This is a genomic window from Fundidesulfovibrio butyratiphilus (genome assembly GCF_054657235.1).
Window position 1 is genome coordinate 585,172 of the sequence record NZ_BAAHXA010000002.1, and the last position, 24,398, is coordinate 609,569.

Annotated in this window: 30 protein-coding genes; 22 read left to right on the plus strand and 8 right to left on the minus strand. The window is 63.5% G+C overall.

The genetic code is table 11. From position 1 onward, the window contains the following. Position 1: 1 nt before the first annotated feature. Entirely contained in the window at positions 2-382 is a 381-nt protein-coding gene (gene hisI, locus ACYQ01_RS13620) for a phosphoribosyl-AMP cyclohydrolase (RefSeq protein WP_459934401.1), read from the minus strand. Between hisI and ACYQ01_RS13625 the strand changes: the two genes are divergently transcribed. From ACYQ01_RS13625 to wrbA, 7 genes are all read left to right on the plus strand, one after another. After that, on the plus strand, positions 381-773 hold the full coding sequence (locus tag ACYQ01_RS13625; protein ID WP_459934402.1) for a hypothetical protein: 393 nt from the start codon (positions 381-383) through the stop codon (positions 771-773). The two genes, hisI and ACYQ01_RS13625, sit on opposite strands and share 2 nt — an antisense overlap. Positions 774-860: 87 nt before the next feature. Further along, positions 861-1,166, plus strand: coding sequence for an AtpZ/AtpI family protein (locus ACYQ01_RS13630; protein WP_459934403.1), 306 nt, complete (start codon positions 861-863; stop codon positions 1,164-1,166). Positions 1,167-1,253: 87 nt separating this feature from the next. Then, complete coding sequence (locus ACYQ01_RS13635; RefSeq protein WP_459934404.1) at positions 1,254-1,685, plus strand: ATP synthase subunit I; 432 nt, start codon at positions 1,254-1,256, stop codon at positions 1,683-1,685. Between the two features lie 3 nt (positions 1,686-1,688). Further along, positions 1,689-2,375 carry a F0F1 ATP synthase subunit A gene (gene atpB / locus ACYQ01_RS13640; protein WP_459934405.1) on the plus strand — a complete coding sequence of 229 codons (687 nt, stop codon included), beginning with the start codon at positions 1,689-1,691 and terminating at the stop codon, positions 2,373-2,375. 58 nt (positions 2,376-2,433) lie between these two features. Further along, a complete protein-coding gene (gene atpE / locus ACYQ01_RS13645; protein WP_459934406.1) occupies positions 2,434-2,760 on the plus strand; it encodes an ATP synthase F0 subunit C in 327 nt (108 codons plus the stop codon). An 82-nt stretch (positions 2,761-2,842) separates the two neighbouring features. Then, complete coding sequence (locus ACYQ01_RS13650) at positions 2,843-3,484, plus strand: redox-sensing transcriptional repressor Rex (RefSeq protein WP_459934407.1); 642 nt, start codon at positions 2,843-2,845, stop codon at positions 3,482-3,484. A 153-nt stretch (positions 3,485-3,637) separates the two neighbouring features. Then, positions 3,638-4,249 (plus strand): NAD(P)H:quinone oxidoreductase, encoded by a 612-nt coding sequence (wrbA, locus tag ACYQ01_RS13655; RefSeq protein ID WP_459934408.1) that lies wholly within the window; start codon positions 3,638-3,640, stop codon positions 4,247-4,249. A 160-nt stretch (positions 4,250-4,409) separates the two neighbouring features. Here the strand turns inward: wrbA and ACYQ01_RS13660 are convergent, their stop codons facing one another. Continuing rightward, the gene (locus tag ACYQ01_RS13660) at positions 4,410-4,994 is read right to left on the minus strand and encodes a TetR/AcrR family transcriptional regulator (RefSeq protein ID WP_459934409.1); all 585 of its coding nucleotides are present in this window, start codon (positions 4,992-4,994) and stop codon (positions 4,410-4,412) included. Between the two features lie 207 nt (positions 4,995-5,201). Further along, positions 5,202-5,810 (minus strand): flavodoxin family protein, encoded by a 609-nt coding sequence (locus tag ACYQ01_RS13665; RefSeq protein WP_459934410.1) that lies wholly within the window; start codon positions 5,808-5,810, stop codon positions 5,202-5,204. A gap of 129 nt (positions 5,811-5,939) precedes the next feature. Here ACYQ01_RS13665 and ACYQ01_RS13670 point away from each other — a divergent pair, with 129 nt between their 5' ends. Continuing rightward, a complete protein-coding gene (locus ACYQ01_RS13670; protein WP_459934411.1) occupies positions 5,940-6,404 on the plus strand; it encodes a winged helix-turn-helix transcriptional regulator in 465 nt (154 codons plus the stop codon). A gap of 34 nt (positions 6,405-6,438) precedes the next feature. Here the strand turns inward: ACYQ01_RS13670 and ACYQ01_RS13675 are convergent, their stop codons facing one another. Together ACYQ01_RS13675 and ACYQ01_RS13680 are read right to left on the minus strand one after the other, a co-directional pair. Next, positions 6,439-6,843 (minus strand): hypothetical protein, encoded by a 405-nt coding sequence (locus ACYQ01_RS13675; protein ID WP_459934412.1) that lies wholly within the window; start codon positions 6,841-6,843, stop codon positions 6,439-6,441. A gap of 325 nt (positions 6,844-7,168) precedes the next feature. Continuing rightward, a complete protein-coding gene (locus tag ACYQ01_RS13680) occupies positions 7,169-7,660 on the minus strand; it encodes a YajQ family cyclic di-GMP-binding protein (protein WP_459934413.1) in 492 nt (163 codons plus the stop codon). A gap of 123 nt (positions 7,661-7,783) precedes the next feature. Here ACYQ01_RS13680 and ACYQ01_RS13685 point away from each other — a divergent pair, with 123 nt between their 5' ends. After that, the gene (locus ACYQ01_RS13685; protein ID WP_459934414.1) at positions 7,784-9,175 is read left to right on the plus strand and encodes a deoxyribodipyrimidine photo-lyase; all 1,392 of its coding nucleotides are present in this window, start codon (positions 7,784-7,786) and stop codon (positions 9,173-9,175) included. A gap of 27 nt (positions 9,176-9,202) precedes the next feature. Here the strand turns inward: ACYQ01_RS13685 and ACYQ01_RS13690 are convergent, their stop codons facing one another. Beyond that, the gene (locus ACYQ01_RS13690) at positions 9,203-9,682 is read right to left on the minus strand and encodes a hypothetical protein (protein ID WP_459934415.1); all 480 of its coding nucleotides are present in this window, start codon (positions 9,680-9,682) and stop codon (positions 9,203-9,205) included. A gap of 134 nt (positions 9,683-9,816) precedes the next feature. Between ACYQ01_RS13690 and ACYQ01_RS13695 the strand changes: the two genes are divergently transcribed. From ACYQ01_RS13695 to ACYQ01_RS13705, 3 genes are all read left to right on the plus strand, one after another. Next, a complete protein-coding gene (locus ACYQ01_RS13695) occupies positions 9,817-10,344 on the plus strand; it encodes a toxin-antitoxin system YwqK family antitoxin (RefSeq protein ID WP_459934416.1) in 528 nt (175 codons plus the stop codon). 9 nt (positions 10,345-10,353) lie between these two features. Then, complete coding sequence (locus tag ACYQ01_RS13700) at positions 10,354-10,701, plus strand: hypothetical protein (RefSeq protein ID WP_459934417.1); 348 nt, start codon at positions 10,354-10,356, stop codon at positions 10,699-10,701. A gap of 205 nt (positions 10,702-10,906) precedes the next feature. After that, on the plus strand, positions 10,907-12,055 hold the full coding sequence (locus tag ACYQ01_RS13705) for a CgeB family protein (RefSeq protein WP_459934418.1): 1,149 nt from the start codon (positions 10,907-10,909) through the stop codon (positions 12,053-12,055). Between the two features lie 265 nt (positions 12,056-12,320). On the opposite strand, the gene ACYQ01_RS13710 is transcribed toward ACYQ01_RS13705, so the two are convergent. Next, positions 12,321-12,962, minus strand: a complete 642-nt coding sequence (locus ACYQ01_RS13710) for a YkgJ family cysteine cluster protein (RefSeq protein WP_459934419.1) — start codon at positions 12,960-12,962, stop codon at positions 12,321-12,323. A 329-nt stretch (positions 12,963-13,291) separates the two neighbouring features. Between ACYQ01_RS13710 and dsrA the strand changes: the two genes are divergently transcribed. The 4 genes from dsrA to ACYQ01_RS13730 all read left to right on the plus strand — a co-directional run bounded on the left by dsrA (position 13,292) and on the right by ACYQ01_RS13730 (position 17,600). Continuing rightward, entirely contained in the window at positions 13,292-14,605 is a 1,314-nt protein-coding gene (dsrA, locus tag ACYQ01_RS13715) for a dissimilatory-type sulfite reductase subunit alpha (RefSeq protein ID WP_459934420.1), read from the plus strand. Positions 14,606-14,620: 15 nt separating this feature from the next. After that, positions 14,621-15,766, plus strand: a complete 1,146-nt coding sequence (dsrB, locus tag ACYQ01_RS13720; protein ID WP_459934421.1) for a dissimilatory-type sulfite reductase subunit beta — start codon at positions 14,621-14,623, stop codon at positions 15,764-15,766. A 57-nt stretch (positions 15,767-15,823) separates the two neighbouring features. Beyond that, entirely contained in the window at positions 15,824-16,063 is a 240-nt protein-coding gene (locus ACYQ01_RS13725) for a dissimilatory sulfite reductase D family protein (RefSeq protein ID WP_459934422.1), read from the plus strand. Positions 16,064-16,187: 124 nt separating this feature from the next. Further along, complete coding sequence (locus tag ACYQ01_RS13730) at positions 16,188-17,600, plus strand: cobyrinic acid a,c-diamide synthase CobB (protein ID WP_459934423.1); 1,413 nt, start codon at positions 16,188-16,190, stop codon at positions 17,598-17,600. A 202-nt stretch (positions 17,601-17,802) separates the two neighbouring features. On the opposite strand, the gene ACYQ01_RS13735 is transcribed toward ACYQ01_RS13730, so the two are convergent. Next, on the minus strand, positions 17,803-18,876 hold the full coding sequence (locus tag ACYQ01_RS13735; protein WP_459934424.1) for an FUSC family protein: 1,074 nt from the start codon (positions 18,874-18,876) through the stop codon (positions 17,803-17,805). A gap of 436 nt (positions 18,877-19,312) precedes the next feature. Between ACYQ01_RS13735 and ACYQ01_RS13740 the strand changes: the two genes are divergently transcribed. From ACYQ01_RS13740 to ACYQ01_RS13765, 6 genes are read left to right on the plus strand one after another with little or no spacing between them, the layout of a single operon-like run. Continuing rightward, complete coding sequence (locus ACYQ01_RS13740) at positions 19,313-20,449, plus strand: ABC transporter substrate-binding protein (protein ID WP_459934425.1); 1,137 nt, start codon at positions 19,313-19,315, stop codon at positions 20,447-20,449. Positions 20,450-20,486: 37 nt separating this feature from the next. After that, entirely contained in the window at positions 20,487-21,362 is an 876-nt protein-coding gene (locus ACYQ01_RS13745; RefSeq protein ID WP_459934426.1) for a branched-chain amino acid ABC transporter permease, read from the plus strand. 1 nt (position 21,363) lies between these two features. After that, positions 21,364-22,347 (plus strand): branched-chain amino acid ABC transporter permease, encoded by a 984-nt coding sequence (locus ACYQ01_RS13750; RefSeq protein ID WP_459934427.1) that lies wholly within the window; start codon positions 21,364-21,366, stop codon positions 22,345-22,347. After that, positions 22,340-23,107: an ABC transporter ATP-binding protein gene (locus ACYQ01_RS13755; RefSeq protein ID WP_459934428.1), complete on the plus strand. Its 768-nt coding sequence runs from the start codon at positions 22,340-22,342 to the stop codon at positions 23,105-23,107. The genes ACYQ01_RS13750 and ACYQ01_RS13755 overlap by 8 nt, the downstream gene beginning before the upstream one ends. Continuing rightward, the gene (locus ACYQ01_RS13760) at positions 23,108-23,836 is read left to right on the plus strand and encodes an ABC transporter ATP-binding protein (protein ID WP_459934429.1); all 729 of its coding nucleotides are present in this window, start codon (positions 23,108-23,110) and stop codon (positions 23,834-23,836) included. Between the two features lie 31 nt (positions 23,837-23,867). Then, the gene (locus ACYQ01_RS13765) at positions 23,868-24,359 is read left to right on the plus strand and encodes a hypothetical protein (RefSeq protein ID WP_459934430.1); all 492 of its coding nucleotides are present in this window, start codon (positions 23,868-23,870) and stop codon (positions 24,357-24,359) included. The last annotated feature ends 39 nt before the right edge of the window (positions 24,360-24,398 follow it).

Here is a 24,398-nt window from a genome sequence, read left to right on the forward strand (position 1 = left end):
GCTATTTTTTCCCGTAAACTTTTTCCGGATCGAACACGCGGGGGCAGCAGAGGCTTTCCTTGCCGTCCTTTATCTCGCGAAAGAAGCAGGAGCGGTAGCCCTCGTGGCAGGCCGCACCGCCGATCTGGTCCACCAGGGCCACCACGGCGTCGAGATCGCAGTCCAGGCGCAGGGATTTGACCTTCTGCACGTGTCCCGAGGTGCCGCCCTTGTGCCAGAGCTCCTTGCGGCTGCGACTGTAGTAATGCACGTCGCCGGTTTCGAGGGTTTTGTCCCAGGCCTCGCGGTTCATGTAGGCCAGCATGAGCACTTCGCCGGTGGTGGCGTCCTGGGCGATGACGGGCACAAGGCCGCCGCCCTTTTCGAAATCTGGAGTGAGCATGTCGTATTCCTTTAAGATGTCTTTGCCCGAGGTCAAGGTTGGGTTCTTACTGGTCGCATGCGGGCAGGGTCAAGAGCGCCGAACAAGGGAAGTTGCGGCTTGGCGCGCCGCTTTGGAGCAAAGCGGCGGGCGTCTCGACGGACAGGCGTTTTTTTTGTTGCGTTTCCCGAAATCTTCATGGAAGGAAAGCCCTGTCGCGTTCGGGAGCCTTTGTTTTTTCGCTTCCGGGCGCACGCCGCGCCGAGTCGGACGGAAGACGTTTGTACCGAAGCGATACAAAGGCTTTTCGACTCAAATCATCAAGTATCGTGGGATGTTGTCCGCATGGCGCGAGGGATTCGGGCCGATGTTCGGCAAGGGAAATGCTCGTGGCGCGGGCCTGACGCGTTGACGGAAGCCGGCGCGCTGTGTTAATTCCCCAAAACTTGTGAACGAATGCACGAGTGGCAGCCCTGGGCTGACCACGGCATCGGTGATCATGTTCTTTAATAAGAAACGCGACTCGAAAACCTGGGACGCCATCTCCCGCGCAAGCCTCATGGGCACCAACATGGTGGCCAGCACGCTGGTGGGCTTGGCGATCGGCTACTACCTGGACAAGTGGCTGGGAACCTCGCCCTGGATGCTTATCGCGTGGCTGCTGTTCGGCATCGTGGCGGGATTTCGCTCCATGTATCTGGAGGCCATGCGCATCAACCGGGCGCACGACGAATCCGGAACGGGCGAAAGGGCGCAAGGCGACGGGCAGGCCGGGACTCCGCGATCGGGAGACCCGAAGGCCTGAAGCGCTTCGGACGGCCGGTTCGGACGCCGCTCGCGAGCGGGCCGAACGCACGGCGAGACGTGGGCGAACGCCCGGGTATGAGGAAGCATGTATCGCAAGATGCTCGATGCGCTCGACAGGGGGCTTTATCGGGTGGGGTTCACCCACCGCGACGCCCGTCGGCTTGTGCTGGGGCAACTCGTCTTGGCGGGATGTTCATCCGTCGTGGCCCTTCTTCTTGCCTGGGGAGGGCTTTGGGGAACGGCCTTCGCCGCGGGGGCGGCGCTGGTCACGGTCAATTTCTGGTGGCTGGCCCGGTTCGGCCAGCACGCCCTGAGCAACGCCGTCGGCTTGGCCGGTCGGACCATTTTCTGGTCCACCCTGCGCCTTGTCGGCACCACGGTTGTGCTGTACGTGCTCATCGTCACGGCCAAGGCTCCCGTGTGGGCGGTTCTGGCCGGGGTTTCGACGGTGTTGGCGACACTTGTTTCGTGGGGCGTCCTGAAAGGGGCGGGGTCTAAACGAGCGAAGGAGGCCTAGGGTATGGCAGGCGGATTGGATCATCCAGTAATATTCTTGGAGCTGGCGGCGAAAAGCGCGGGGTTGCATATCCCCAACGAAGTGCTTTTTACCTGGCTTACCATGGCCATCTTGATCGTTCTTGGCCTTGTGACCACGCGCAATATGCAGATGGTGCCGGGCGGGCTGCAAAACTTTTTTGAATTCATGATCGGCGGGCTGGAAAATTTCACCGTCGAAAACATGGGCGAAGACGGACGCCGGGTGTTCCCCGTGCTCTGCGGACTCTTCATATTCATTCTGGCCTGTAACTTCATGGGCCTGATTCCGGGCTTCGACTCGGCCACCAACAGCCTCAACACCAACGCGCCCATGGCGCTTTTCGTGTTCGTCTACTACAACTACTGGGGCCTGAGAAACTGGGGCCCCGGCTACATCAAGCATTTCATGGGCCCCATGCCCGCGTTGGCTCCCATGATGCTGATCCTGGAAATCATCAGCCACTTGGCCAGGCCGTTGTCGCTCACCCTGCGACTTTTCGGCAACATACGCGGCGAGGAAATCGTTCTCATCCTCCTGTTCATGTTGGCCCCTGTCATCTCCACGATTCCCATCTACTTCCTGTTCGGCCTGTCGGACTTCATTCAGGCCTTCGTGTTCTTCATGCTCACCCTGGTCTACCTGAAGGGAGCCTTCGAACACGCCCACTAATCCCGGGGGAAATGGCTTTTTGGCCAACACACATATGTAACTTGAGGAGGAACCTCTCATGCGTAAATTGCTCTTCACCGCCCTGAACACCATCGCTCTGCTTGGTCTGGCCGCCGTGGCCTTCGCCGCCGACGGCGCCGCCTCCGGCATCTCCCCCATGGCCGCCTGGGGCTCCGCCGTGGGCATGGGCCTGGCCGCTCTGGGTTGCGGCATCGGTCAGGGCCTTGGCGTCAAGGGCGCTTGCGAAGGTCTCGCCCGCAACCCCGAAGTCGGCGGCAAGCTGACCACCACCCTGATCCTGGGCCTGGCCTTCATCGAATCCCTGGCCATTTACGCCCTGGTCGTCTGCCTGATCCTGCTCTTCGTGAAGCCCCTGGGCGCGTAATTGTCTTTTGTCGCCGGGAGGGCCGCATGGTCCTCCCGGTTTTTCCGTCCCGGCTCCATACCTCCAACCCAGGCCTGATCCCGTGAAAAGCGACCATATACCCCGCGCAACCATTCAAAGGCTTGCCCTGTACGTGCAAGTCCTGGAAACCTTCAAGCGCGAAGGATCCGAAGTCGTTTCGTCGGAGATTCTGGCCAAGGCCTGCAACGTCAATCCTTCCCAGATTCGCAAGGACCTCGCTTACTTCGGTGAATTCGGCGTGCGCGGGGTGGGCTACTTCGTGCAGGACCTCATCACCTCCATCAAGCAGGCCCTGGGCGTTGACCGCATGTGGAACGCCGCCCTGGTGGGCATCGGCAACCTGGGCAAGGCCCTCCTGCGCCACCAGGACTTCATCCGGCGCGGATTCCACATCGTGGGCGCCTTCGACTGCGATCCCTTCAAGATCGGCGAGGAGGTGTCCGGCCTGGAAGTGGTCTGCTCCCGCCGGCTCAAGGAAAAGGTCGACGAACTGGGCATCGAGATCGGCATCATCACCACGCCTCCCGAGCGTGCCCAGCGAGCCGCCAACTACCTGATCGACGCCGGAGTGCGGGGTATCATCAACTTCGCCCCCGCGCGTATCTCCGCCCCGAACAACGTCTATATCGAGTACGTCGACTTCTTCCACCACCTCTACGCCGTGGCTCTCAACCTCACGCTCGACCAGCAGGTCGAGGACTGATTCCCGCCTTCGCCCCCTGACTCGGCATCCGCCCCGGGCGGGTTCTTCCCGTTCGACCTTGCGCCAGGTTTCGGGCTTTTTGCCCGTGCGCTTGCCACCAACAAGCGCCAGGCCTATGCTCCGGCATCAATCCGGAGCGGGAGGACCGACCCTATGAACGTGCTCGTGTGCTACTATTCGCTGTACGGCCACATCCACGCCATGGCCCAGGCCGTGGCCCAAGGCATCTCGGACATTCCCGACGCCACGCCGGTGTTGCGTCGCGTACCCGAAACCCTGCCCCTCGACGTGCTCGAAAAAATGCACGCCCTTGAGGCGCAGCAGGCCATGGCCGAAGTTCCGGTGTGCACTCTGGAGGAACTGGCCTCGGCTGACGCGGTTGTCTTTGGCACGCCCACGCGCTTCGGCAACATGTGCGGCCAGATGCGCCAGTTTCTCGACGCCACGGGCCAGCTTTGGGTGGAAGGCGCGCTTTTGGGCAAGGTGGGATCGGTGTTCGTCAGCAGCGCCACCCAGCATGGCGGGCAGGAGTCCACGATCTTGTCGTTTCACATCACGCTGTTGCATCACGGCATGGTGGTGGTGGGGCTTCCCTACGCCTTTCAGGGACAGACCGGCGTGGAGGAGGTCAAGGGGGGATCGCCCTATGGGGCCACCACCATCGCCGGTTCGGACGGTTCGCGCATGCCGTCGCCCGTGGAGCTGGAAGCGGCGCGCTGGCAAGGCGCCTATGTGGCCAGGATAGCGGCCAAGCTCATGGGCTGATCAACGGGGCCGGTCACAGCGGCGACCAACGCCCGGCAAGGGGTGATACCGGGCGAACTTGGCGCGGGCGAACTTGGCGCGGGCCATACTTGGTGAACCTGGCGCGAGCGAGCCTGGCAAACTTGGTGAACCGGGCAAACCGGGTGAACCGGGCGTGGAATCAGGATGTCTGCGGTTCGGTCGGGGGCTGGGGGTCGTCGCCGTGTTCGGACTCGAGAAAGTTTCGGCAGGCGGCGAGGATTTCCTGGGAAAAGGCGTCGTCGGCAACGGCCCGGGCGAGCTGGATTCCGCCCTGGCACAGGGCCAGAAAGGCCAAAGCCTTGGCCCGATGGGCCGGATTTTCCCGGATAGCGGGGTCGTCGCCCAGCACGGCCTCCAAGGTATGCCGGAATTCGACCTCGTAGAGGGCGCGGAAGTCCGCATCGGACCGGGCCGCGTCCGAGGCCAGGGCGGCCAAAGGGCAGCTCGTTTCCAGGCTGTCGCGGTGGGCCGTGGTCAGGTAGCGCTTGGCCAAACGTCGCAGACGGTCGGCAAAGCGTTCGTCGCGGGGCGGCCCCACCCAGCGGGCGCGGTTGGCGCTCAGGCCGTGGCTGAAACAGGCGCGCAGCAGGGAGTCCTTGTCGGAAAAATGGGCGTAAAAGGCCCCGTGGGTCAGGCCCGCGTCGTGCATGACCTGGGCGATGGCCGCGCCATCCAGGCCTTCGCGCAGGATTCTGGCCGTGCCCGCGGCAAGAATGCGCGACAAGGAGCGTTCTTTGCCCGCCTGCCTGCGCATGGGGCATGCATGTCGCGTGCTCGTTGTCATACAGTGGGCGTTTTCAAATGATAGGCGTCCTGTCAAGTGGGGAAAACGCCGGGAACCCGGACGCCTGAACGCGCACTGCGCGCGAAAGCGCCGCAATGCCGGAGGCTTGAGGACAGAAGCCGCCAAGCCTCCGGGAAAAATCCGCGGCTAGACTCGGGTCAGTTTGGGCATTGTGTCGCGCTTGTCGGCCATGGCCGCGCCCAGCCAGGCGATCATGCGGCCCAGGTTGGCCATGTTGTTGAAGGCCTCGGCGTCTTTTTCCACGTCGCCCTCGTTCAGGCCGTAGCCCAGGTTCCAGTAGGCCGATCCGGGCACCACCATGCCGGACATGAGAAACAGGTGGTTCATGGAGTCGAACGCGTGGGTGCCCCCGCCCCGGCGCACCGCCACCACGGCCGCGCCGATCTTGCCGGCCAACAGATCCCCGTTGGCGATGCTCACCAGGCCGGCCCGGTCGATCAGGCCTTTCATTTCGGCGGAGACATCGGAAAAGTAGGTGGGCGATCCCAGAATCACTGCGTCGGCGGCGTAGAGCTTTTCCAGCCAGTCGTTGCAGGTGTCGTCGGCGAAAACACACCGGGCGTTTTTCTTCTCGAAGCATTTGTAACAGGCCCGGCAGCCGTGCAGGTCCTTGCCGCCGATATGCACGAGTTCGGTTTCCCAGCCGGCTTGGTTCAGGGGAGCCAGCACCGCGCTTAACAGGCGACCCGTATTGCCCTTTTCACGCGGACTTGCGTTGATGGCCACTGCTTTCATGGATGTTTCCTCCAGGGTTGGGCTTGACCGCACCACCGTGCGGCACGTACTGGCTGCCACATGGGAGCGCAACGCGCAAGTACGGTCTGAAATGTCCTATACTATCCCCATGTATAGCACGGAGGGAACATGCTCAAGCTCTGTACCGTCAAGGAGTTGGGGGACAAGAGGTATCGCTGCTACTTTCAGCTCACCCTGGGGGTGTTGGCCGGGAAGTGGAAGCCGGTCATCCTCTACCATTTGGCCTTGATGGGCGTCATGCGTTTCGGGGAGCTCAAGCGCAGCATTCCCGATTCCACGGATCGCATGCTCAGCCGTCACCTGCGCGAGTTGGAGGCCGACGGGCTCATCCACCGGGAAGTGTACCGCCAGGTCCCGCCCAAGGTGGAGTACAGCCTGACTCCGCTGGGAGCGGACCTGACTCCGGTTCTCATGGGACTGCGCCAGTGGGGGGTGCGGTACGAGCGCCATCTGGGCGGCGAAGGCAAGTTCACCGCCGATTGCTACGAACAACCCGCGTCGCCGCTTTTGTCAAAGCAATGCCGCGGACAGGTCTTCCCGGACGACGCCCTGGACGCCGCAGCCGCCGAATGATTTCCCGGGAACGCGGGCGTCCGGGGCAAAGGCGCTAGTCGGTACCGGGCGCCACGGGTTCGGTGACGTCACCGCCGGGTTGTGGGGTCCCGGTCGCCTGTTCGGCCAGGGGGCCGCCGGGGGCGTAGGCCCTGCGACAATAGCTTTCGCACCAGTCCGTGGCGTTTTGCAGGGGGTAGGCGCAACTCAGGGGAAAGGCCGCGCTCTTGGCCTGGTTGAGGGCCAGGCAGCCGGCCACGCAGTCCTGCACGCCCTTGTGTTCCTGGGCCAGATAGTCCTTGAAGTCCTGACAGAGGTTGTCGTCCGGGCAGTTGTAGTCGATCTGGGCGGGCCAGCAAAAGGAGTAGAATTCGTCCAGAGAGATGGGACGATCGGCGTTGGCGCAGCCGAAAACCGCGAGGCAAAACGCCAGGGCCGCCGCGCGCTGAATGGTTCCCATGATGGCCTCCTTGTCGGGTGTGGGTTCCCGGCGACGCGGCGACGTACCGGCCGGCCGTGGGGACGGAAACCATCCGTCCCGGTGGAGCCGCTTCGCGGCGCGTGTCCCGCGAACCGCGTGCGAAGCGGCGGCATCGGTGGCGTTGGCGGCCCCTAGCAGCCTGTTGAAAACTCCTTGCTGGCTGCGTTGCTGCGAAAAGCTCAAACCCTCATAAGGATGTCAACTCCGCTTCGGGCTTGATTTTTTTTCGCGCCTTGCCAACAAGTGTTTTGAACAGGCTGCAAGAATCGACTTTTTCAACGGGCTGCTAGGGTCGCGTGGCGCGCTAATTCTTCATGTTGATGTATTGCAGGGGCACGTCGGTCTCGGCCGCGTCGAGCAGGCGGATGACGCCTTGCAGGTCATCGATTTTCTTGCCGGTCACGCGCAGGATGTCGTCCATGATCTGGGCCTGCACCTTGAGCTTGGACTCCTTGATGCGCGCCACCAGTTTGCGGGCGGTGTCCTTGTCCACCCCTTCCTTGATCTTGGCCTCCATGCGGATATTCTGTCCGCCGGCGGGCTTGGGCTCTCCGAAGTCGATCGAGCGCGTATCCACCTTGCGCTTGACCAGGTGGCCGACAAGCATGTCGCGCACAGCCCCGGCCCGCATCTCGGAATCCGTGACCACGACCACGACCTTGTCTTTCTTGTTCAGGCTCACTTCGGTTTTGGAGCCGCGAAAATCGAATCGAGTGGCGATCTCTTTGATGGTGTTGTTGACCGCGTTGTCCACTTCCTGAAGATCCACGCGGCTTACCGCGTCGAATGAAGGCATGTCGTTCTCCATTTTTCGTGAAACAGTCGATTCCCAGGCTGTAGCCGCCAAAAAGTGTCTTGGCAAGGAGCAAGGCCGCGCGAAAGCGCTGGTCATGACCGCGCGGGCGCGCTAGGCACAAACATGACTCTGCTTGCCGTCAACCCCCGCCGGGCGCGTCTCCTGGCCGGGGGCCGCACGGGCGCCGGGCCCGTGGTGTGCTGGATGCATCGCGACATGCGCGCGCGAGACAACTGGACCCTGCTCTTCGCCCTGGAGATGGCCCGCAACCTGGAGCGGCCCGTGGCGGCGGCCTTTTGTCTGGACCCGGACTATCCTGCCGCCAGGCTGGAGCATTTCGCCTTTTTGTTGGCCGGGTTGGATGAGCTGGAACGCGCGTTGGCCGGGCTGAACGTGCCCCTGGCGCTGCTGCTTGGCGATCCCCCGGCCCGTCTGGCAGACCTGGTCCGCCGGCTGGACGCCGCCGCAGTGGTGACGGACTTCGATCCCCTGCGGCACAAGCGGCGTTGGCTGGACCTGGCCGCCAAGTCCCTGGGGCGTCCGCTCTACGAAGTGGACTCCCGGAACGTGGTTCCCTGCTTCGTGGCCTCGGACAAGGCCGAATACATGGCGCGGACCATTCGGCCCAAGATTCATCGTCTGCTGCCGGAGTTTCTCGAGGACTTTCCCGAAGCCGCGCCTGTGCCCGCGCATTTGGCCCTCACCGCGCAGGAGAGTCTTTCCGACGCGCGCGACCCGGACCGGCTGCGCGGCGTCCTGGGTGTGGCCGGAATTCGTCCGCCGCGTTCGTTCGTCCCTGGCGAGGCGGCGGCCGCCCGGGCCCTTGCGGACTTCCTGCGCGAGCGCCTGTCCGGCTACGCGACGCGCCGCAACCTTGCGCACCTGGACGGGCAGTCCAACCTGTCGCCGTGGCTGCATTTCGGCATGCTCTCGGCCCAGCGCGCGGCTCTGGAAACCGCGCGCGCCCAGGCGCCGGCCGAGGACAAGGAGGCTTTTCTGGAAGAATTGATCGTGCGCCGGGAGCTGGCGGACAATTTTTGTTTCCACACGCCGCGTTACGACTCTGTGGAAGGCTTTCCGGCCTGGGCCAGGGCCAGCCACGAGGCCCATCTGGGCGATCCGCGCCCGGCCCTCTACGACCTGGAGACCCTGGAGGCCGCGCGGACGGGCGATCCGGCCTGGAACGCGGCCCAACGCCAGATGGCGTCCACGGGAAAGATGCACGGCTATATGCGCATGTATTGGGGCAAGAAGATCCTGGAATGGTCCCCGGACGCGGCCACGGCGCTCGCGCGCGTCATCGCCCTGAACGACCGGTACAGCCTGGACGGACGCGACCCCAACGGCTACGCGGGCGCGGCCTGGTGCGTGGGCGGCGTGCACGATCGGGCCTGGGGGAACCGGCCGGTGTTCGGCTTGGTGCGGTCCATGACCTTGGCGGGGCTCAAACGCAAGTTCGACCTGACGGCCTATTTGCACCGTGTGGCGCGGCAACAGGAAGAAGCCGAGGGCTGAAGGCTTCGGCGTCGCAGATGCGGGGGGTTATTCGCTTCTCCGGCGCTTGGCCTCTTCCACGTGCCCCACGAGAAAGCCCACGGTGATGCCCACCGCGCAACTGATGACGCACATGAAGCCCACGAAACCGATGAGGAAGTTGATCTCCCCGATGGTGCGTTTGCCGAAGAAGATGTGGTAGAAGCCGTAGAGGATCCACAGCACCATGCCGCCATGGAATCCGTAGAACAGCCCGTCCATCATGCGGTCGTGGACCTCGGAGGATTCCACGTAGCGGTAACACACGAGTTGGCAAATCACGCCGAACAGGGTCAGCGTGCCGAAGGACGCCAAAAACTGCGTGAGGATGGTGATGAACGAGGCGTACAGGGGATCGCCCTTGAACACCGAGACCGTGAAAGCCGGAATGAGGCTGACGACCCAGATGATCATGACCACAAGATCGCCGCGGTGGGCGCTCAGGAACGAGGACGACTTTTCACTTTTTCTGGCGTGGGGGATTCGCATGCGCTCTATCTTCGATGGCCTGTCTCACGGGCGTTCGGCCCGGGCGAAAAAGCTAGCGTGTACGGTTTTCAAAAGCAAGGGGATTAAGGCCTTGCCAGCGAATTCCCCTTGGGGCTATTGAGACCGGGATGCGTATGGTCTCTTTTGCACTCTTCGCCTGGTTGGCGGTTGTGGGTTTCGTGGTGTTGCCCGGTGTTCCGGCGTGGTCCCAGACCGCGGCGGCTCCCGAGGATCTGCAGGAACGCGGCGGACTCTTCTACCGGGGCGGGGATGCCCAACCTTTCACCGGAGTGGTCCGTGACCTGCACGAATCGGGCAAGCCCCGGTTGGAGGCCCGATATCAGGCCGGCAAGCTCGCTTCGAGCAAGGTCTGGTACGAATCGGGACAATTGGCCGAAGACGTGTCCGTAAATGGCGACGTGTGGACCATCAAGCGGTACGACGAAAAGGGCCGCATCGAAGAAGAAACGGTGGCCACCTTTCGCAACGGGCGCAAGATTTCAGAGCGCAGCAAGCTCTGGCACGAGACGGGCAAGCTGCGTATCGAGGCCGGATTCGAAGGCGGCAAGCTCTCGGGTCCGCTCCGCGAATACGACGACAACGGTGTCCTGGTGCGCGACGAAATGTACGATCAGGGCAAACTCGTGAAAAAGGTCAAATAGGAGATGCCCATGAAATCCGCCTGGGTCGTCTTGACTCTTTGCCTTCTTGCCTTGGCCGGGTGCAATGGCGAGGAACTCAAGAAAGAGGTCGCCGCGAAAAACCAAATCATCGCCGCTCAGGAAGCGGAAATCAAAACCCTCAAGGACGACATGGCCGCACGCGAGGCCGACCTGAAGAACCAATTCGAGCAGCGTCTGCAAAAGCAGGCCGTGCAGAACAAGCAGCGCGTGGACGCCCTGCAATCCAGGATTGCCGAGCTGACCAAGAAAAAGGACGCCGACAGAAAGAATCGGCAGGCGTCGCCCCCGGCCAAGACGTCCAAGAGCGCCCAGTCCAAAGGCAAGGCCAAGCGCTAGCGGTGGACCGGCCGAGGTGAACGCGCGAGGCGCCGGCCCGGCTCGGCCGGAACCGGGAGCCAGTGAGGCGCGCCGCGATCGGGTCCGCTCGGGCGTTGGCTCGCAACGCCTTGGCGCGTCGAGCGCCTGTTCGGGCGCACCGCTTCCGGAAAGTCCCTTCTGGAACGCCGTCGCCAGGCCGCGTTTTCGACAAGCGGTCCCGCGCGTGCTGCTCTTGCGTTCGGGCTACTTTCTCGAACGCGAAATCGAAAACGCCTGCGCCCGTCTGGGGTGGCCCGTGGCCGGACTCGACATCGCGCGCGGGAAAACCCTGGAGCCCGCCTTTCTGGCCGCTCTTCTGGACGCTTCGGCCCGTTTCGTTCCCGACTTCGCCTTGACCGTCAATCACCTGGGTCTGGACCAGAAGGGCCTTCTGTTGAGCTGTTTCGAGCGCATGCGTCTGCCCGTGGCCTCCTGGTTCGTGGACAGTCCCCGTCTTATCCTGCACGAATTTTCCGGGCAGCAAAATTCCTGGTGCGCCCTGTTCGCCTGGGACCGGGATACCGTGGCTCCTCTGCGAGCCCTGGGATTCGAATCCGTGACCTACCTGCCCCTGGCGACGGATACCACGGTGTTCGCGCCCGGTCGGCCCCGCAAGTCGGGCTGGTCGGTTCCGGTGGGGTTCGTGGGCGATTCCATGGTGACCACGGTCCGGCGATTGCGCCAACGCCTGGACCGGTTTCCCGGACTTGCGGACAAGGCTCGGGAAGCGGCCGGCTCCTTCGCCCAAAGCGAAGAGCGACTGGCCGACACCTTTCTGGCCAAAACGGCTCCCCAACTCGGCGCCGGGCTGCCCTCGGCCCGGGAGCGGCTCGATCTGGAACAGTACGTCACTTTCGAGGCCACTCGGCAGAGCCGGCTGGAGCGGGTTCGGGCCCTTTTGCCCTTCGGCCCCCTGGTGGCCGGCGATTCCGGCTGGAAGAGCCTGCTGCCCTCCACGGGGTGGTCGCACCATCCGCCCCTCGACTACTACGCGGATCTACCGGGTTTTTATCCGGCCTGCGCCGTCAACGTCAACGCCACCAGCATGCAGATGAAAGGCGCGGTCAACCAGCGGGTGTTCGACATCCCGGCCTGCGGCGGATTCGTGCTCACCGACGCCCGCGACCAGTTGGCGGAACTCTTCGAGCCGGATCGCGAGTCGGCGATCTACGCCACGACCGAGGAGTTGTCCGAGCGCGTTCGCCACGCCCTGGCCCATCCCGAGTACCGCGTGGCCGTCACGCAAGCGGCCCGGCAACGCATCCTGGCCCAACACGATTACACCCACCGGCTGACCACGCTGTTCAAAACCCTGCGGCGTCGCTATGCCTGAAGCGAAACCGCAAACTCGGCCGCGGGAAGCGTCAACTCCGGTTGGCGCTTGTTTTTCGACCGTATTTGGAGAATATGCGTCCGAGTGTGCGCTGTCGGGAGCCCTCTGGCGAACCCTTTCGGAGGTTCGAACGCCATTCCCCGGGGATTTGCGGATGCAACGACAGAGAGAAGAACGGCCGTGTGCGAGAGAAATTGACAGCAAACCCGATGGCGGGACAACCCGTTCGTTTGAGCCGCTTCAGCGGGGAGTTTTCGACAGGGTGCTAGAGATCGGCAAGAGCGGACAGGGCGTACGGGGCCAGAACCTGGGCGAGACTGCGGCCGAAGAGAAAGTCCATTTCTCCCGGAGGATTGTCGAAACGCTCCGCAAAGGCCATGCGAAAGTCGGCTTCACGCCGGGCCAGGTCGGCCAGTTCGTGCTCGGCCGCGCGGTCGCCGGCCACGATCCTGCGGGCCAAGGACACCGCATGGATGGCGCTGAAGGTTCGTTCGTGAAAGGCCACGATCTCCCACAGCGCGCTCTGGGTATTGACCAGAGCGGCGCGGCAGAGGCGGTCCTTGTCGTAAAGCGCCTCGATGGCCCGAGTGTCGCGGCAATCGAGCGCTCTGCACTCGATGGGCCGCTTTTCGTGGATGGAGCACTCCTGGCGCTCGGGCCGGTGGAAACGACAGGCCTGGGCGCCGTTTTCCCCGCCGATTTTGATGATCTCGACGGCGAGTCCCACCAGGCGGTCGGCGACGTTGTCGTAGGCGGGTTCGCCCCGGCGCAAGGTCACCAGATGCTCGCGCAGGAGAAGACCGCCGCCCAGCAGAACGGTGTCGGCCACATGAAGGGCCGGACCGCCTTTTTGACAGCAGACGCCGCATCGTTTGCAGGTATTTGGAATGGAAATAATCGTTGCCATTTCTTGTGAAATTAGTAACAGCTTGGTTGGCCGCCGGCAAGCCGAAAGCCTGGAAAGGCGTACAAATGCTTGTCGGGGGTGTTTTTCCTTTGCACCCGAATGGGAAGCGTGTTACATTCTTCACGCGTGGGTTGATTTGGGCGGATTGGCAATAATGCCGGGTACTTGCATGAACGGTGCATCTCCTCTCAGCGTTGCCGCCTCTCGACTCCCTCCCCATTTTCGGGGCATAACCGCCCAGCGAAGTGGGAAAACGTCGCCATCCGTGTCAAGGCGGGGCGCGATTTCGTAAATAGGGCTGTAACTCTTTCAACTCTTTGGAGGAACACATGGCGAAACACCAGACCCCCTTGCTGGACCAGCTGGAGAGCGGACCGTGGCCCAGCTTCGTCTCCGACATGAAGAACGCGGCGGAGATGAGGCACAAGAATTCCAAAAACATTGATTATCAGGTGCCTGTTGACGCCATTGACGACCTTCTGGGCATCCTCGAGATGTCGTACGAAGACGGCACCACCCACTGGAAACACGGCGGCATCGTGGGCGTGTTCGGTTACGGCGGCGGCGTTATCGGCCGTTACTGCGACCAGCCTGAAAAGTTCCCCGGCGTTGCTCACTTCCATACCGTGCGCCTGAACCAGCCTTCCGGCCTGTTCTACACCGCCGAATACCTCGAGCAACTCTGCGACCTGTGGGACTTCCGCGGATCGGGCATGACCAACATGCACGGCTCCACCGGTGACATCATCTGGCTGGGCACCACCACTCCCCAGTTGGAAGAGATCTTCTACGAGCTGACCCACAACCTCAATCAGGACCTGGGCGGCTCCGGCTCCAACCTGCGTACCCCGGCCTGTTGCGTGGGTATGTCCCGCTGCGAATTCGCCTGTATCGACACGCAGCACATCTGCCATACGTTCACCAACGAATATCAGGACATGCTGCACCGTCCGCAGTTCCCCTACAAGTTCAAGTTCAAATTCGACGGCTGCCCGAACGGCTGCGTGTGCGCCATCGCCCGTTCCGACTTCTCGGTCATCGGCACCTGGAAGGACGACATCAAGATCGACCAGGCCGCTGTGAAAGCCTACGTCGGTGGCGAAATCGCCCCCAACGCCGGCGCCCACGCCGACCGCAACTGGGGCAAGTTCGACATCCAGAAGGAAGTCATCGAGAAGTGCCCCACCAAGTGCATGAGCTGGGACGGCTCCAAGCTGACCATCAACACCCCCGAGTGTTACCGCTGCATGCACTGCATCAACGTCATGCCCAAGGCCCTGCGCGTGGGTGACGAGCGCGGCGCTTCGATCCTGTGCGGCGCCAAGGCCCCCATCCTCGACGGCGCTCAGATGAGCTCGCTGCTCGTGCCCTTCATTCCCTGCGAAGACCCCTATGACGAAGTCAAGGAAGTCGTTGAGAACATCTGGGACTGGTGGATGGATGAAGGCAAGAACCGTGAACGCCTGGGCGAGACCATGAAGCGCGTTGGCTTCCAGAAGCTTCTGGACGTCATCGGCCTGCCGGCCATGCCCCAGCATGTCAAAGAGCCCCGCACCAACCCCTACATCTTCTGGAAGGAAGACGAAGTGCCCGGTGGTTGGACCCGCGATATCAACGAATACCGCAAACTGCACCAGCGCTAAAAAGGGGGAACCACTATGGCTTTCGTTTCTTCCGGATACAATCCAGCAAAGCCCATGGAGAACCGCATCACCGACATCGGACCGCGGTTCTACAAGGAATTCTTGCCCCCGGTTCTGGAAAAGAACTACGGCAAATGGCTTTACCACGAAATCATCGAGGCCGGCGTTCTCATGCATAAAGCCGAGTCCGGTGATGAAGTCTACACCGTGCGTTGCGGTTCCGCCCGCTTGGCTTCCACCGAGTACGTCCGCGAGCTGTGCGCCATCGCCAAAGAGTTTGGCGGCGGCCATCTGCGTTGGACCACCCGGAACAACGTCGAGTTCATGGTCGACACCAAGGAAAAAGCCCTGGCTCTCAAGACCGAGCTGAACAACCGCAAGTTCGCCCAGGGCTCCCACAAGTTCCCTGTCGGCGGCACCGGCGCTTCGGTTTCCAACATCGTGCACACCCAGGGCTGGGTGCACTGCCACACCCCCGCCACCGACGCCTCCGGCACGGTGAAGGTCATCATGGACGAACTCTTCGAAGAGTTCACCTCCATGAAAATGCCCGCCATCGTGCGCGTGGCCGTGGCCTGCTGCCTGAATATGTGCGGCGCCTGCCACTGCTCCGACGTGGCCATCGTGGGCTTCCACCGCAAGCCCCCCATCGTTGACCACGAGTATCTCGACAACCTGTGCGAGATCCCCCTGGCCATCGCCGCCTGCCCCACCGGCGCTCTGAAGCCCGGCAAGACCGAAGTGGCCGGCAAAAAGCTGAACACCATCATGGTTAACCAGGAACGCTGCATGTACTGCGGCAACTGCTACACCATGTGCCCCTCGCTGCCCCTTTCCGACAAGCAAGGTGACGGCGTGATCATCATGGTCGGCGGCAAGGTGTCCAACCGCATCTCCATGCCCAAGTTCTCCAAGGTGGCCGTTGCCTTTATTCCCAACGAGCCCCCCCGTTGGCCCACCCTGGCCAAGACGGTCAAGAAGATCATCTCCGTCTACGCCGCCGAAGCCAACAAGTACGAGCGCCTGGGCGATTGGGCCGAGCGCATCGGCTGGGAGAGCTTCTTCAAGAAGTGCGAGCTGGAGTTCACCCACCACCTGATCGACGACTTCCGCGACCCCGCCTACTTCACCTGGCGTCAGTCGACCAACTTCAAGTTCTAGCCTTGTAACGACGGGGGCGCGCGTGGCGCGCCCCCGCAATCCACATCGAGGTCCACCATGGATGACGCAACCGCCAAGCAAGTCATTATTGACACGCTGAAGGCCAAGACGAACAAGTCCAAGTTCTATCTGAAAGACTTCTATGCCTTTCTGCCCGACATGAAGAAGATGGCCGTTTCGAAGCTGGTTAACACGATGGTCGCCGAAGGCACCCTCGAGTACTGGTCTTCCGGCTCCACCACCATGATCGGCCTCAAGGGCGTCGGCAAGCAGCACGCCACCGAAGAAGGCGAATAGCCGCACTTTTTCAACCCGTCCTCGTCCCGCGTCCAACTCACCAAGGGTGCGAACCTCTGGCCGCCGGGCGCGGGATGCGGACTCAACCCAAACATTCCTCGGGTCGCCAGGCCCGCCACTTTGCATGCTGCACATCCCCCGACTGGTCCTGGCGGGACTCTCCGGCGGAGCCGGAAAGACCATTGTCAGCCTGGGTTTGGTCCGGGCTTTGGTCCAGTCCGGCCTGAACGTGGCCCCTTTCAAGAAAGGTCCCGACTACATCGACGCCGCTTGGCTGGGACTCGCCGCGAGATGTCCAGCCTCGAATCTTGATCCGTATCTGCTTGATGAAGACGTTTTGCGCGCACTGTTCGCGGAGAAATCGCGCGGCGCGGATCTGAGTTTCACGGAAGGCAACCGTGGGCTCTTCGACGGCAAGGACGCCAAGGGCGGATTTTCCACCAGCCGTCTGGCCAGACAACTCGACACCCCCGTCCTCCTGGTGCTCGACGCCACCAAGATGACCCGAACCGCCGCCGCCATTGTGCACGGATGCGCCACGTTCGAACCCGGCCTCAAGCTGGCCGGCGTGGTCTGCAACCGAACGGCCGGGGAGCGGCATCGGCGCGTGTTGCGGCAGTCCATCGAGGAATACACGGACGTTCCGGTGCTGGGGCTTTTGCCCAAGTTGAGGGAAAATCCCATTCCCGAGCGGCACATGGGCCTGATTTCCAATCGGGAATACGCCGGACAAGAGGCCATCCTCGACAATTTGGCCCAGGTTGTGCGCGACTGTTGCGACATGGGAAAAATTCTCGACGCGGCGCGGACGGCCCCGGACCTGGAAGTCCCCCGCCTGTCCATATGGCCCGAGTCCGAAAACAGCGGCGGGGTTCCGCCACGCATAGGCTACGTGCTCGATGCGGCCCTCTGGTTTTATTACCAGGAAAACCTCGATGCGCTCCGCCGGGCCGGCGCGGAACTCGTTCCCGTGAGCCTGCTTTCGCGCGATCCGTGGCCGGAGCTCGACGGTTTGTACCTGGGGGGCGGTTTCCCCGAGACGCAGGCCGCCGCCTTGGCCGACAACGCCGCCACCCGCGAGCGCGTGCGCGCGGCAAGTCGTGCCGGAATGCCCATCTATGCCGAATGTGGCGGGTTCATGTACCTGTGCGAAGAACTCCATGTGGAGGACGCCATCTATCCCCTGGCCGGCGTGTTTCCCCTGGCCACAACGCTCTGCGCGCGTCCCCAGGGACTGGGCTACGCCAAGGCCACTGTCGTGGATGAGAACCCGTTTCATCCTTTGGGGCATACGTTGCTCGGGCATGAGTTTCATTATTCGCGCTGCCTGGCCCGTTCCAGCTACACCGGTCATGGCGCCAAGCCGACCTTCGCCCTGGAAATGCAGCGCGGTTCCGGCATGTTGAACGGTCGTGACGGTGTCATCTTCCAGAATACCTTTGCCGCCTATACTCATATTCACGCCTTGAGCGCTCCGCACTGGGCCCCGAATTTCGTACGCGCCGCCAGGCAATATGCCGAACGGCGTTGTGACTGACGCCGAGAGGGCGACGAGCAGGGCGGCGAAGTCGCTCCAGGGCCTGCGCCGGGGGAGAAGCTTCCTGGTCCATTCGCCGGTCTGAACAGCCTGGGTTTCGGCGTGCGGCGAGGCGCTGTCGGAGCGAAAAAAGGATTCCCCGCCGCAGGGTGTGTGCTTGCGCGGGGCTGGGTTCGTCTTTCACCTCCCTCCGCCCGAGTCCTTACCGCGTTTGTGCCACCAACATTTCGGCGCGATCGGCCATGCCGACGAGTTCTGCGGCGACTTCACGCATGTTGAAGTAGTAGGTCATGAAGCGCATGACTGATTCCAAAGAAAATCCATGTGTTACATGCGTGTCGCGCAGTCGGGAGAAGGACGTGTCGGCGTTGTGCGCTGCCAGGCGCAGGGTGGCGAGTGGGGGGAGGGGGACGTCGCGGTCCACGGAGTCGGCCAGGGCGTTCATGGTGACGGTGCAGCTTGTCCAAAGGTCTTCGATGGCTTCGAAAACCTGCCCGTGCAGGGGTTCGATCTGCGGGAAATGGACGGCGTGCTCCATGGCCAGCAGGTGCTCGGCGATGCGTTCGGTGAAGTTGTAGAGAGAGACGACGAGGTGTTCTTCGCGCGTGAATCCTGCGGGTTCGTTGCGGGCCTGGTCCAGCAGGGTGCGGTTTGTGGTCCGGGATTTGTCCAGGGCGTCGCGCGCGGCCAGTTCGTTCTCGGGATTGCAGTCGGTTGGAAAGCGACAGTGGGCCAGGGCCTGGAAGTAGCGGGCTTCCAGGCGAAGCGTTTCGGCCACACCGTGTTTGAGGGCCTCGCCGGCGCGGGCGGGCCAGAGCAGGAAGGAGACGGCCAGGGCCACGCCCACTCCGATGGAGATTTCGAGGAACCGCGTGAAGCCGTAGAGCAGGGGGGTGTCGTAGTGGCCGCCGGCCAGGACGATGACGGCTGTGAGGCCGGCCATGCGAAAACTGTCGTGCACATGGAGCAGGGAGGCGCAGAGGCCGATGGAAAGGCCGATGGCCAAGGTCAGGCCGGAGGTGTTCGCGCCAAAGACAAGGAGCGCGGCCACGCCCAGGGCCGCGCCCACGGCAGTGCCGAGAATGCGCGCCCGGCCGGCGCGAAGCGAGCCGCCAAGGTGGGTCTGGCTGACGACCACCACGCTGATGACAGCCCATTGTCCTTCGGGAAGGCGCAGCAAGGTGGTGAGGAGGTAGGCGATGACGGCGGCCAGGGCGGTCTTGACCGCCTGACGCATCTGCTGGGGGTGGGGGACGAACGCTTGGACGAAATTCATGGGATGGCCTCCAACTCAGGGCGGACAGGAGCTAGCAGACTTGCTTCCGGCTGACCAGCCGAAGCAACGCGGGTCGGATGCAATGGCAAGGAAACGGTTTCCGGGTGGGAACAAACCGGTCAGGATGAAAGCGCAGGCTTAAGGATCACGCGTTGCGTTCAGGCGGTTGACCCCAAAGCGGTTGACCGGTAAGGGCGGGGCAGCGCAAAAAAAAGATTCGCAAGGCTGGAGACCTGAAGCGCGGACGGCGATTGCCGTTTGCCGCCGCGGGTGCCGGACGCCGTTGCGGGGCCGCGAAGCCGTCGCATGACCGGCGGCGGTCTGTATCGAGGCGGATCGAGTCGCGCGAAAACGCGGCGGGAGTCGGCGGGGCGTGTGCGCCTGGCCGCACGGGCCTTGGGCCTACACAACGCTGACAGGTGAAGGGGGAGGACGAATGCGGGTTTTCGTTTTGGCGGTGCTGGCGGTGTGCGCCTTGGCCCAGGTGGCGGTTGCGGCCGATCCGATCAAGATCGGCGCGGTGGTTTCGGTCACGGGCCCGGCTTCTTTTCTGGGCGAGCCGGAGAAGAACACCCTTGAAATGGTGCAGAAAGAGATCAACGCCGCCGGCGGGGTGCTGGGCCGTCCCGTGGAGGTCATCATCTATGATGACGAATCCGACGTGAACAAGGCGGTCCTGGCCACGGAAAAGCTGCTCAAGCGCGACCGCGTGTGCGCCCTGATCGGGGCCACCACGTCCGGGTCCACGTTGGCCATCATGGGCAAAGCCGAAGCGGCCAAGGTGCCCATGGTATCCATGTCCGCCGCCGAAAAGATCGTGAACCCGGTGAAGCCCTTCGTGTTCAAGGTGGCCCCCTCGGACCGCCATGCGGCTGCGCGCATCCTCAAGGACGCCAAGGCCAAGGGATACAAGAATCTGGCCATCCTGACCGTTTCCGACGGATTCGGACAGGCCGGGCGCGAGGTGCTCAAGGAGCTCATTCCCGCCCAGGGCTTCACGCTCACGGCCGACGAGGTCTACGGTCCCAAGGATACCGACATGACCGCGCAGCTCACCAAGATCGCCGGGCTCAAGCCCGACGCCATCATTTGCTGGGGCACCAATCCGGGACCTGCCGTGGTGGCGCGCAACCGCGCCCAACTGGGTATCGCCGTTCCGCTGTACATGAGCCACGGCGTGGCCTCGAAAAAGTTCATCGAATTGGCCGGTCCCGCAGCCGAGGGCCTCAAGCTTCCGGCCGGTCATCTCATCGTGGCTTCCCAGTTGCCCGATGGCCAGCCGCAAAAGAAGCTTCTCATGGCCTACACCGCCGAGTACCAGGACAAGTACAAGTCGCCGGTCTCCACCTTCGGCGGCCACGGCTGGGACTCCCTGCGGCTGGTCTGCAAGGCCATCGAGGACGGCAAGTCGGACAAGCCCGCCGACATTCGCGCCAATCTGGAAAAGATCGCCAAGTTCCCGGGTGTTGGCGGAGTGTTTACGTTCACTCCCACGGACCACGGCGGCCTGGACGAGAACGCCTTCGAGCTCATCGAGGTCAAGGGCGGCGACTGGAAAATCGTGAAGGAGTAATCCCCGGGCGGCCCGTCCAGGGCCGCCGGTTTTTTTCATGCTGCACGGCGCGTCGCAATATTTGATCTCGGGGTTGACCACGGGAGCCACCTACGGGCTGACCGCACTGGGCTTCACCATGATCTTCAACACCACCGGCATCATCAACTTCGCCCAGGGCGAGTTCGTGATGCTCGGGGGAATGCTGGCCGTGGCCCTGATGGCCGTGGGCGCGCCCCTGCCCGCCGCCGTCGCCCTGGCCGTGCTCGTCACCGCCCTGGTGGGCGCGCTGGTGGAACGGACCGTGGTGCGCCCGGTGGCCAACGCCGGCCCGGTGCAACTGGTCATCGTCACCATAGGCATCTCCATTCTCGTACGCGGGGCGGCCATGCTCCTCTGGGGCAAGGATACCTTCGCCCTGCCGGCCTTCTCCGGTACGAAGCCCATCAGCCTGTTGGGCGCGGCCGTGGCGCCGCAAAGCCTCTGGGTGCTGGCCATCACCCTGGCCGTGTTGGCCCTGCTCAAGGCCTTCTTTTCGATCACCATCCACGGCAAGGCCATGCTGGCCTGCGCCGCCGATCCCAAGGCCGCGGCGCTCATGGGTATAAGCGTTCCCCGCATGGCCATGGCCTCCTTCGGCCTGTCGGGCTTTCTCGGAGCCCTGGGCGGGGCCATCCTCACCCCGGTGACGCTCACCTCCTACGATGTCGGCGTCATGCTCGGACTCAAGGGATTCGCGGCCTGCATCCTGGGCGGGCTGGGCAGCCCCTTCGGTGCGGCTTTCGGCGGACTCTTGCTGGGCGTGCTCGAAGCCCTGGGTGCGGGGTACGTGTCCTCGGCCTACAAGGACGCCTTCGCCTTCATCATCCTGCTGGGGCTTCTTTTCGTGCGCCCCACAGGGCTCTTCGGAGCCCGCTCCGCGGAGCGGGTGTAGCATGTCCGGGCCCAGGCGCCTGCTCCCCCTGGCGTGCCTATGCGCGCTTCTGGCCCTGGCCCCGGTGGCCCTGGCCAACGACTACTACCTGAACGTGCTCATTCTCTGCTGTCTGAACGCCCTGACCGTGCTCGGCCTGAATCTGCTCATGGGCTACGCCGGACAGGTTTCGATCGGGCACGCGGCCTTTGTGGGACTTTCGGCCTACGCCACCGCCTTTCTCACCGTCACCTGGCACTGGCCCATCTGGGCCGGCGTGTGCGGCGGCGTGGTTCTTTCCGGTCTGGTGGCCTGGGTGATCGGCATGCCCACCCTCAAACTCAAGGGCAACTCCCTGGCCATGGCCACACTCGGCTTTGGCATCATCGTTTCCATCGCCTTCAACGAGGCCGTGGACCTGACGGGCGGGCCCTCCGGTTTCACGGGCATCGAGCGCCTGCGTCTCTTCGGCTACACGTTCACCTCGGACACTTCGTACTACGCCCTGTGCGCCCTGGTGCTGGTCCTGGGCGTGGCCGTGTCCCAGAACCTGATGGAGTCGCGCACGGGTCGCGCCCTGCGCGCCCTGCACGTCAGCGAGTCGGCGGCCCAGTCCGTGGGCGTGGACATCGCCCGGCACAAGCTGTTCGTCTTTGTGCTCTCGGCCCTGTACGCCGGAGTTTCCGGAGCGCTCTACGCCCACTGCCTGGGATTTATCGCGCCCTCGTCCTTCGGATTCAACGTGTCCGTGCAACTGCTCACCATGGTGGTTCTGGGCGGCATGGCCAGCACCACCGGAGCCGTGGCCGGAGGGTTCTTTCTCACCTCCCTGCCGGAATTTTTGCGCATGTTCGAGGAAGTGGACATCCTGGTCTACGGCGCGCTGCTCATCGCCTGCGTGATGTTCCTGCCCGGCGGCCTGGCCGGCGCGGCCAGGGGGATCGTGGCCAGGCTCAGGTCGGCCAGACTGAAAGCGGTCCAGGCCAAGGCGGCCGGTCGTGACTGAGCTTCTGCGCGTCAGGGGGGCAAGCGTGCGTTTCGGAGGCGTGCAGGCCCTTTCCGAAGTGGGGCTGGACATACCGCACCGGGCCGTTGTCAGCGTCATCGGGCCCAACGGCGCGGGCAAGACCACCCTGCTCGGGGTGATCAGCGGGGCCGTGGCCTCGCCGGGAGCGCGCATCGAACTCGCCGGGAGCGACATCGGCGGACAAAAGCCCCATCAGCGGGCCAGGGCCGGCGTTGTGCGCACCTTTCAGAACCTGGAAATCTTCACCACCATGAGCGTGGTTGAAAACGTCATGACCGGCGCGCACTTGTTGGCCCGGTATTCGGTGCTCGACAGCGTGCTGCGCACGCCGCGCTTTCACCGCGAGGAGCGTCGCCTTCGCGAGCTGGCCCTGGAGCGTCTCGCCTTCGTGGGCCTGGTCGACAAGGCCGCGCTGCCAGCCGGGGATTTGCCGTACGGCGAGCAGCGTCTGCTCGAACTGGCCAGGGCCTTGGCCAGCTCTCCCAAACTCCTTCTGCTCGACGAGCCGGCCGCGGGCATGAACACCCGCGAAACCGCCGCCCTGGCCAAACTCATCGCCCGCGTGCGCGACAAGCTGGGCGTGGGCGTGCTGCTGGTGGAGCACGACATGGATCTGGTCATGGACATTTCCGACCAGGTGACCGTGCTCAACTTCGGCCGGGTGTTGGCCCAGGGAGAGCCCGCCGTGGTGCAGGCCAACCCCGAAGTGGTGGCGGCCTATCTGGGCGAGGACCAATAGATGCTTCGCGTGACCAACCTGGACGTGGCCTACGGCGCGGTCAAGGCCTTGCGCCGGGTTTCGCTGCACGTGGACAGCGGCGAGATCGTGGCCCTGATCGGCGCCAACGGCGCGGGCAAGACCACGCTGCTTGCCGCGCTTTCCGGCCTGTTGCGCCCCGGGGGCGGACAGACCGTGTTTGACGGTCGGGACATTACCGGTGCCGCTCCCGAGACCGTGGTGCGCCTGGGACTTTCCCACGTGCCGGAGCGCCGCCTGGTGTTCAAGCCCCTGAGCGTGGCCGACAACCTGCTTCTCGGCGCCTACACCCGCCGGGGCCGGGCCCGCCGGGCCGAGCGCGACGAGGACTTGCGCCTGGTCTACGACATGTTTCCCGTCTTGGCCGAGCGCAGCCGCCAGCCGGCCGGAACCCTCTCCGGCGGCGAACAGCAGATGTTGGCCATCGGCCGCGCGCTCATGGCCAGACCCAGGATGCTTTTGCTCGACGAGCCGGGCATGGGCCTGGCTCCCACCATCTGCCGCGATATTTTCACCCGTGTCGCCGAACTGCGTGACCGGCGGGGGCTCACCGTGCTCTTGGTTGAACAGAACGCCAAGCTCGCCCTGCGTCTGGCTGACCGGGGCTACGTGATGGAAACGGGACGGGTCATTCTGCAAGGCCCTGCCGGGGAGCTTATGGCCAACCGGGATGTGCAGCGCGCCTACCTGGGGCGCGACACCAGTCGTTGAGATGCGGGACAGGTCCCGCGAGGAGGTTCTCATGATTCGCAAGGCGATTTTGACACTGGCCGCACTTTTGATCGCGGCTTCCAGCGTTTTGGCCCAGGCCGGGATCGTCACAGAATTTCGGGGCATGAAGTTCGGCGCCGACCTGAGTCAGATGGAGCACATGGCTCCCCTGGACAAGGGCCGCGACTTGAAGTTCTACAAGAAATACCAGGACGACAAGACGTTTCAAGGAGTGCCTGTCAAGGATCTGAGTTACGGCTTTTACAAGAACAGGTTCTGCGTGGTGTTGTTTTCCGCCAGCGGCCCCAGCGCCTACAACACCTTCAAGAGCTATTTCGATTCCACGTACGGCCAGCCGACGCAGATGGCCAAGAACGCCAAGGTGTTCAACTATACCTGCGGCGAGGTGAGCATCGAGCTGGCCTACGACGACGGCCGCAAGGTCGTCGCGGTGCAGTACGCCTACATGCCCCTGTACCGGCAAATGAACGACGACATGAAGGCGGGCAAGGCCAAGCCGTAACAGCCCCGCTCGCATCCGGGGGAGCCGACGCGCTCCGGC

Coding starts and splice junctions, on each gene's coding strand:
- wrbA (WP_459934408.1), top strand. CDS start 3,638: ATGAACGTGCTCGTGTGCTACTATTCGCTGTACGGCCACATCCACGCC.
- dsrA (WP_459934420.1), top strand. CDS start 13,292: ATGGCGAAACACCAGACCCCCTTGCTGGACCAGCTGGAGAGCGGACCG.
- hisI (WP_459934401.1), bottom strand. CDS start 382: ATGCTCACTCCAGATTTCGAAAAGGGCGGCGGCCTTGTGCCCGTCATC.
- ACYQ01_RS13695 (WP_459934416.1), top strand. CDS start 9,817: ATGGTCTCTTTTGCACTCTTCGCCTGGTTGGCGGTTGTGGGTTTCGTG.
- ACYQ01_RS13675 (WP_459934412.1), bottom strand. CDS start 6,843: ATGGGAACCATTCAGCGCGCGGCGGCCCTGGCGTTTTGCCTCGCGGTT.
- ACYQ01_RS13740 (WP_459934425.1), top strand. CDS start 19,313: ATGCGGGTTTTCGTTTTGGCGGTGCTGGCGGTGTGCGCCTTGGCCCAG.
- ACYQ01_RS13635 (WP_459934404.1), top strand. CDS start 1,254: ATGTATCGCAAGATGCTCGATGCGCTCGACAGGGGGCTTTATCGGGTG.
- ACYQ01_RS13680 (WP_459934413.1), bottom strand. CDS start 7,660: ATGCCTTCATTCGACGCGGTAAGCCGCGTGGATCTTCAGGAAGTGGAC.
- ACYQ01_RS13745 (WP_459934426.1), top strand. CDS start 20,487: ATGCTGCACGGCGCGTCGCAATATTTGATCTCGGGGTTGACCACGGGA.
- ACYQ01_RS13730 (WP_459934423.1), top strand. CDS start 16,188: ATGCTGCACATCCCCCGACTGGTCCTGGCGGGACTCTCCGGCGGAGCC.
- ACYQ01_RS13665 (WP_459934410.1), bottom strand. CDS start 5,810: ATGAAAGCAGTGGCCATCAACGCAAGTCCGCGTGAAAAGGGCAATACG.
- ACYQ01_RS13765 (WP_459934430.1), top strand. CDS start 23,868: ATGATTCGCAAGGCGATTTTGACACTGGCCGCACTTTTGATCGCGGCT.
- ACYQ01_RS13710 (WP_459934419.1), bottom strand. CDS start 12,962: ATGGCAACGATTATTTCCATTCCAAATACCTGCAAACGATGCGGCGTC.
- ACYQ01_RS13700 (WP_459934417.1), top strand. CDS start 10,354: ATGAAATCCGCCTGGGTCGTCTTGACTCTTTGCCTTCTTGCCTTGGCC.
- ACYQ01_RS13670 (WP_459934411.1), top strand. CDS start 5,940: ATGCTCAAGCTCTGTACCGTCAAGGAGTTGGGGGACAAGAGGTATCGC.
- ACYQ01_RS13750 (WP_459934427.1), top strand. CDS start 21,364: ATGTCCGGGCCCAGGCGCCTGCTCCCCCTGGCGTGCCTATGCGCGCTT.
- ACYQ01_RS13735 (WP_459934424.1), bottom strand. CDS start 18,876: ATGAATTTCGTCCAAGCGTTCGTCCCCCACCCCCAGCAGATGCGTCAG.
- atpE (WP_459934406.1), top strand. CDS start 2,434: ATGCGTAAATTGCTCTTCACCGCCCTGAACACCATCGCTCTGCTTGGT.
- ACYQ01_RS13690 (WP_459934415.1), bottom strand. CDS start 9,682: ATGCGAATCCCCCACGCCAGAAAAAGTGAAAAGTCGTCCTCGTTCCTG.
- ACYQ01_RS13760 (WP_459934429.1), top strand. CDS start 23,108: ATGCTTCGCGTGACCAACCTGGACGTGGCCTACGGCGCGGTCAAGGCC.
- ACYQ01_RS13630 (WP_459934403.1), top strand. CDS start 861: ATGTTCTTTAATAAGAAACGCGACTCGAAAACCTGGGACGCCATCTCC.
- atpB (WP_459934405.1), top strand. CDS start 1,689: ATGGCAGGCGGATTGGATCATCCAGTAATATTCTTGGAGCTGGCGGCG.
- dsrB (WP_459934421.1), top strand. CDS start 14,621: ATGGCTTTCGTTTCTTCCGGATACAATCCAGCAAAGCCCATGGAGAAC.
- ACYQ01_RS13685 (WP_459934414.1), top strand. CDS start 7,784: ATGACTCTGCTTGCCGTCAACCCCCGCCGGGCGCGTCTCCTGGCCGGG.
- ACYQ01_RS13725 (WP_459934422.1), top strand. CDS start 15,824: ATGGATGACGCAACCGCCAAGCAAGTCATTATTGACACGCTGAAGGCC.
- ACYQ01_RS13625 (WP_459934402.1), top strand. CDS start 381: ATGTCGTATTCCTTTAAGATGTCTTTGCCCGAGGTCAAGGTTGGGTTC.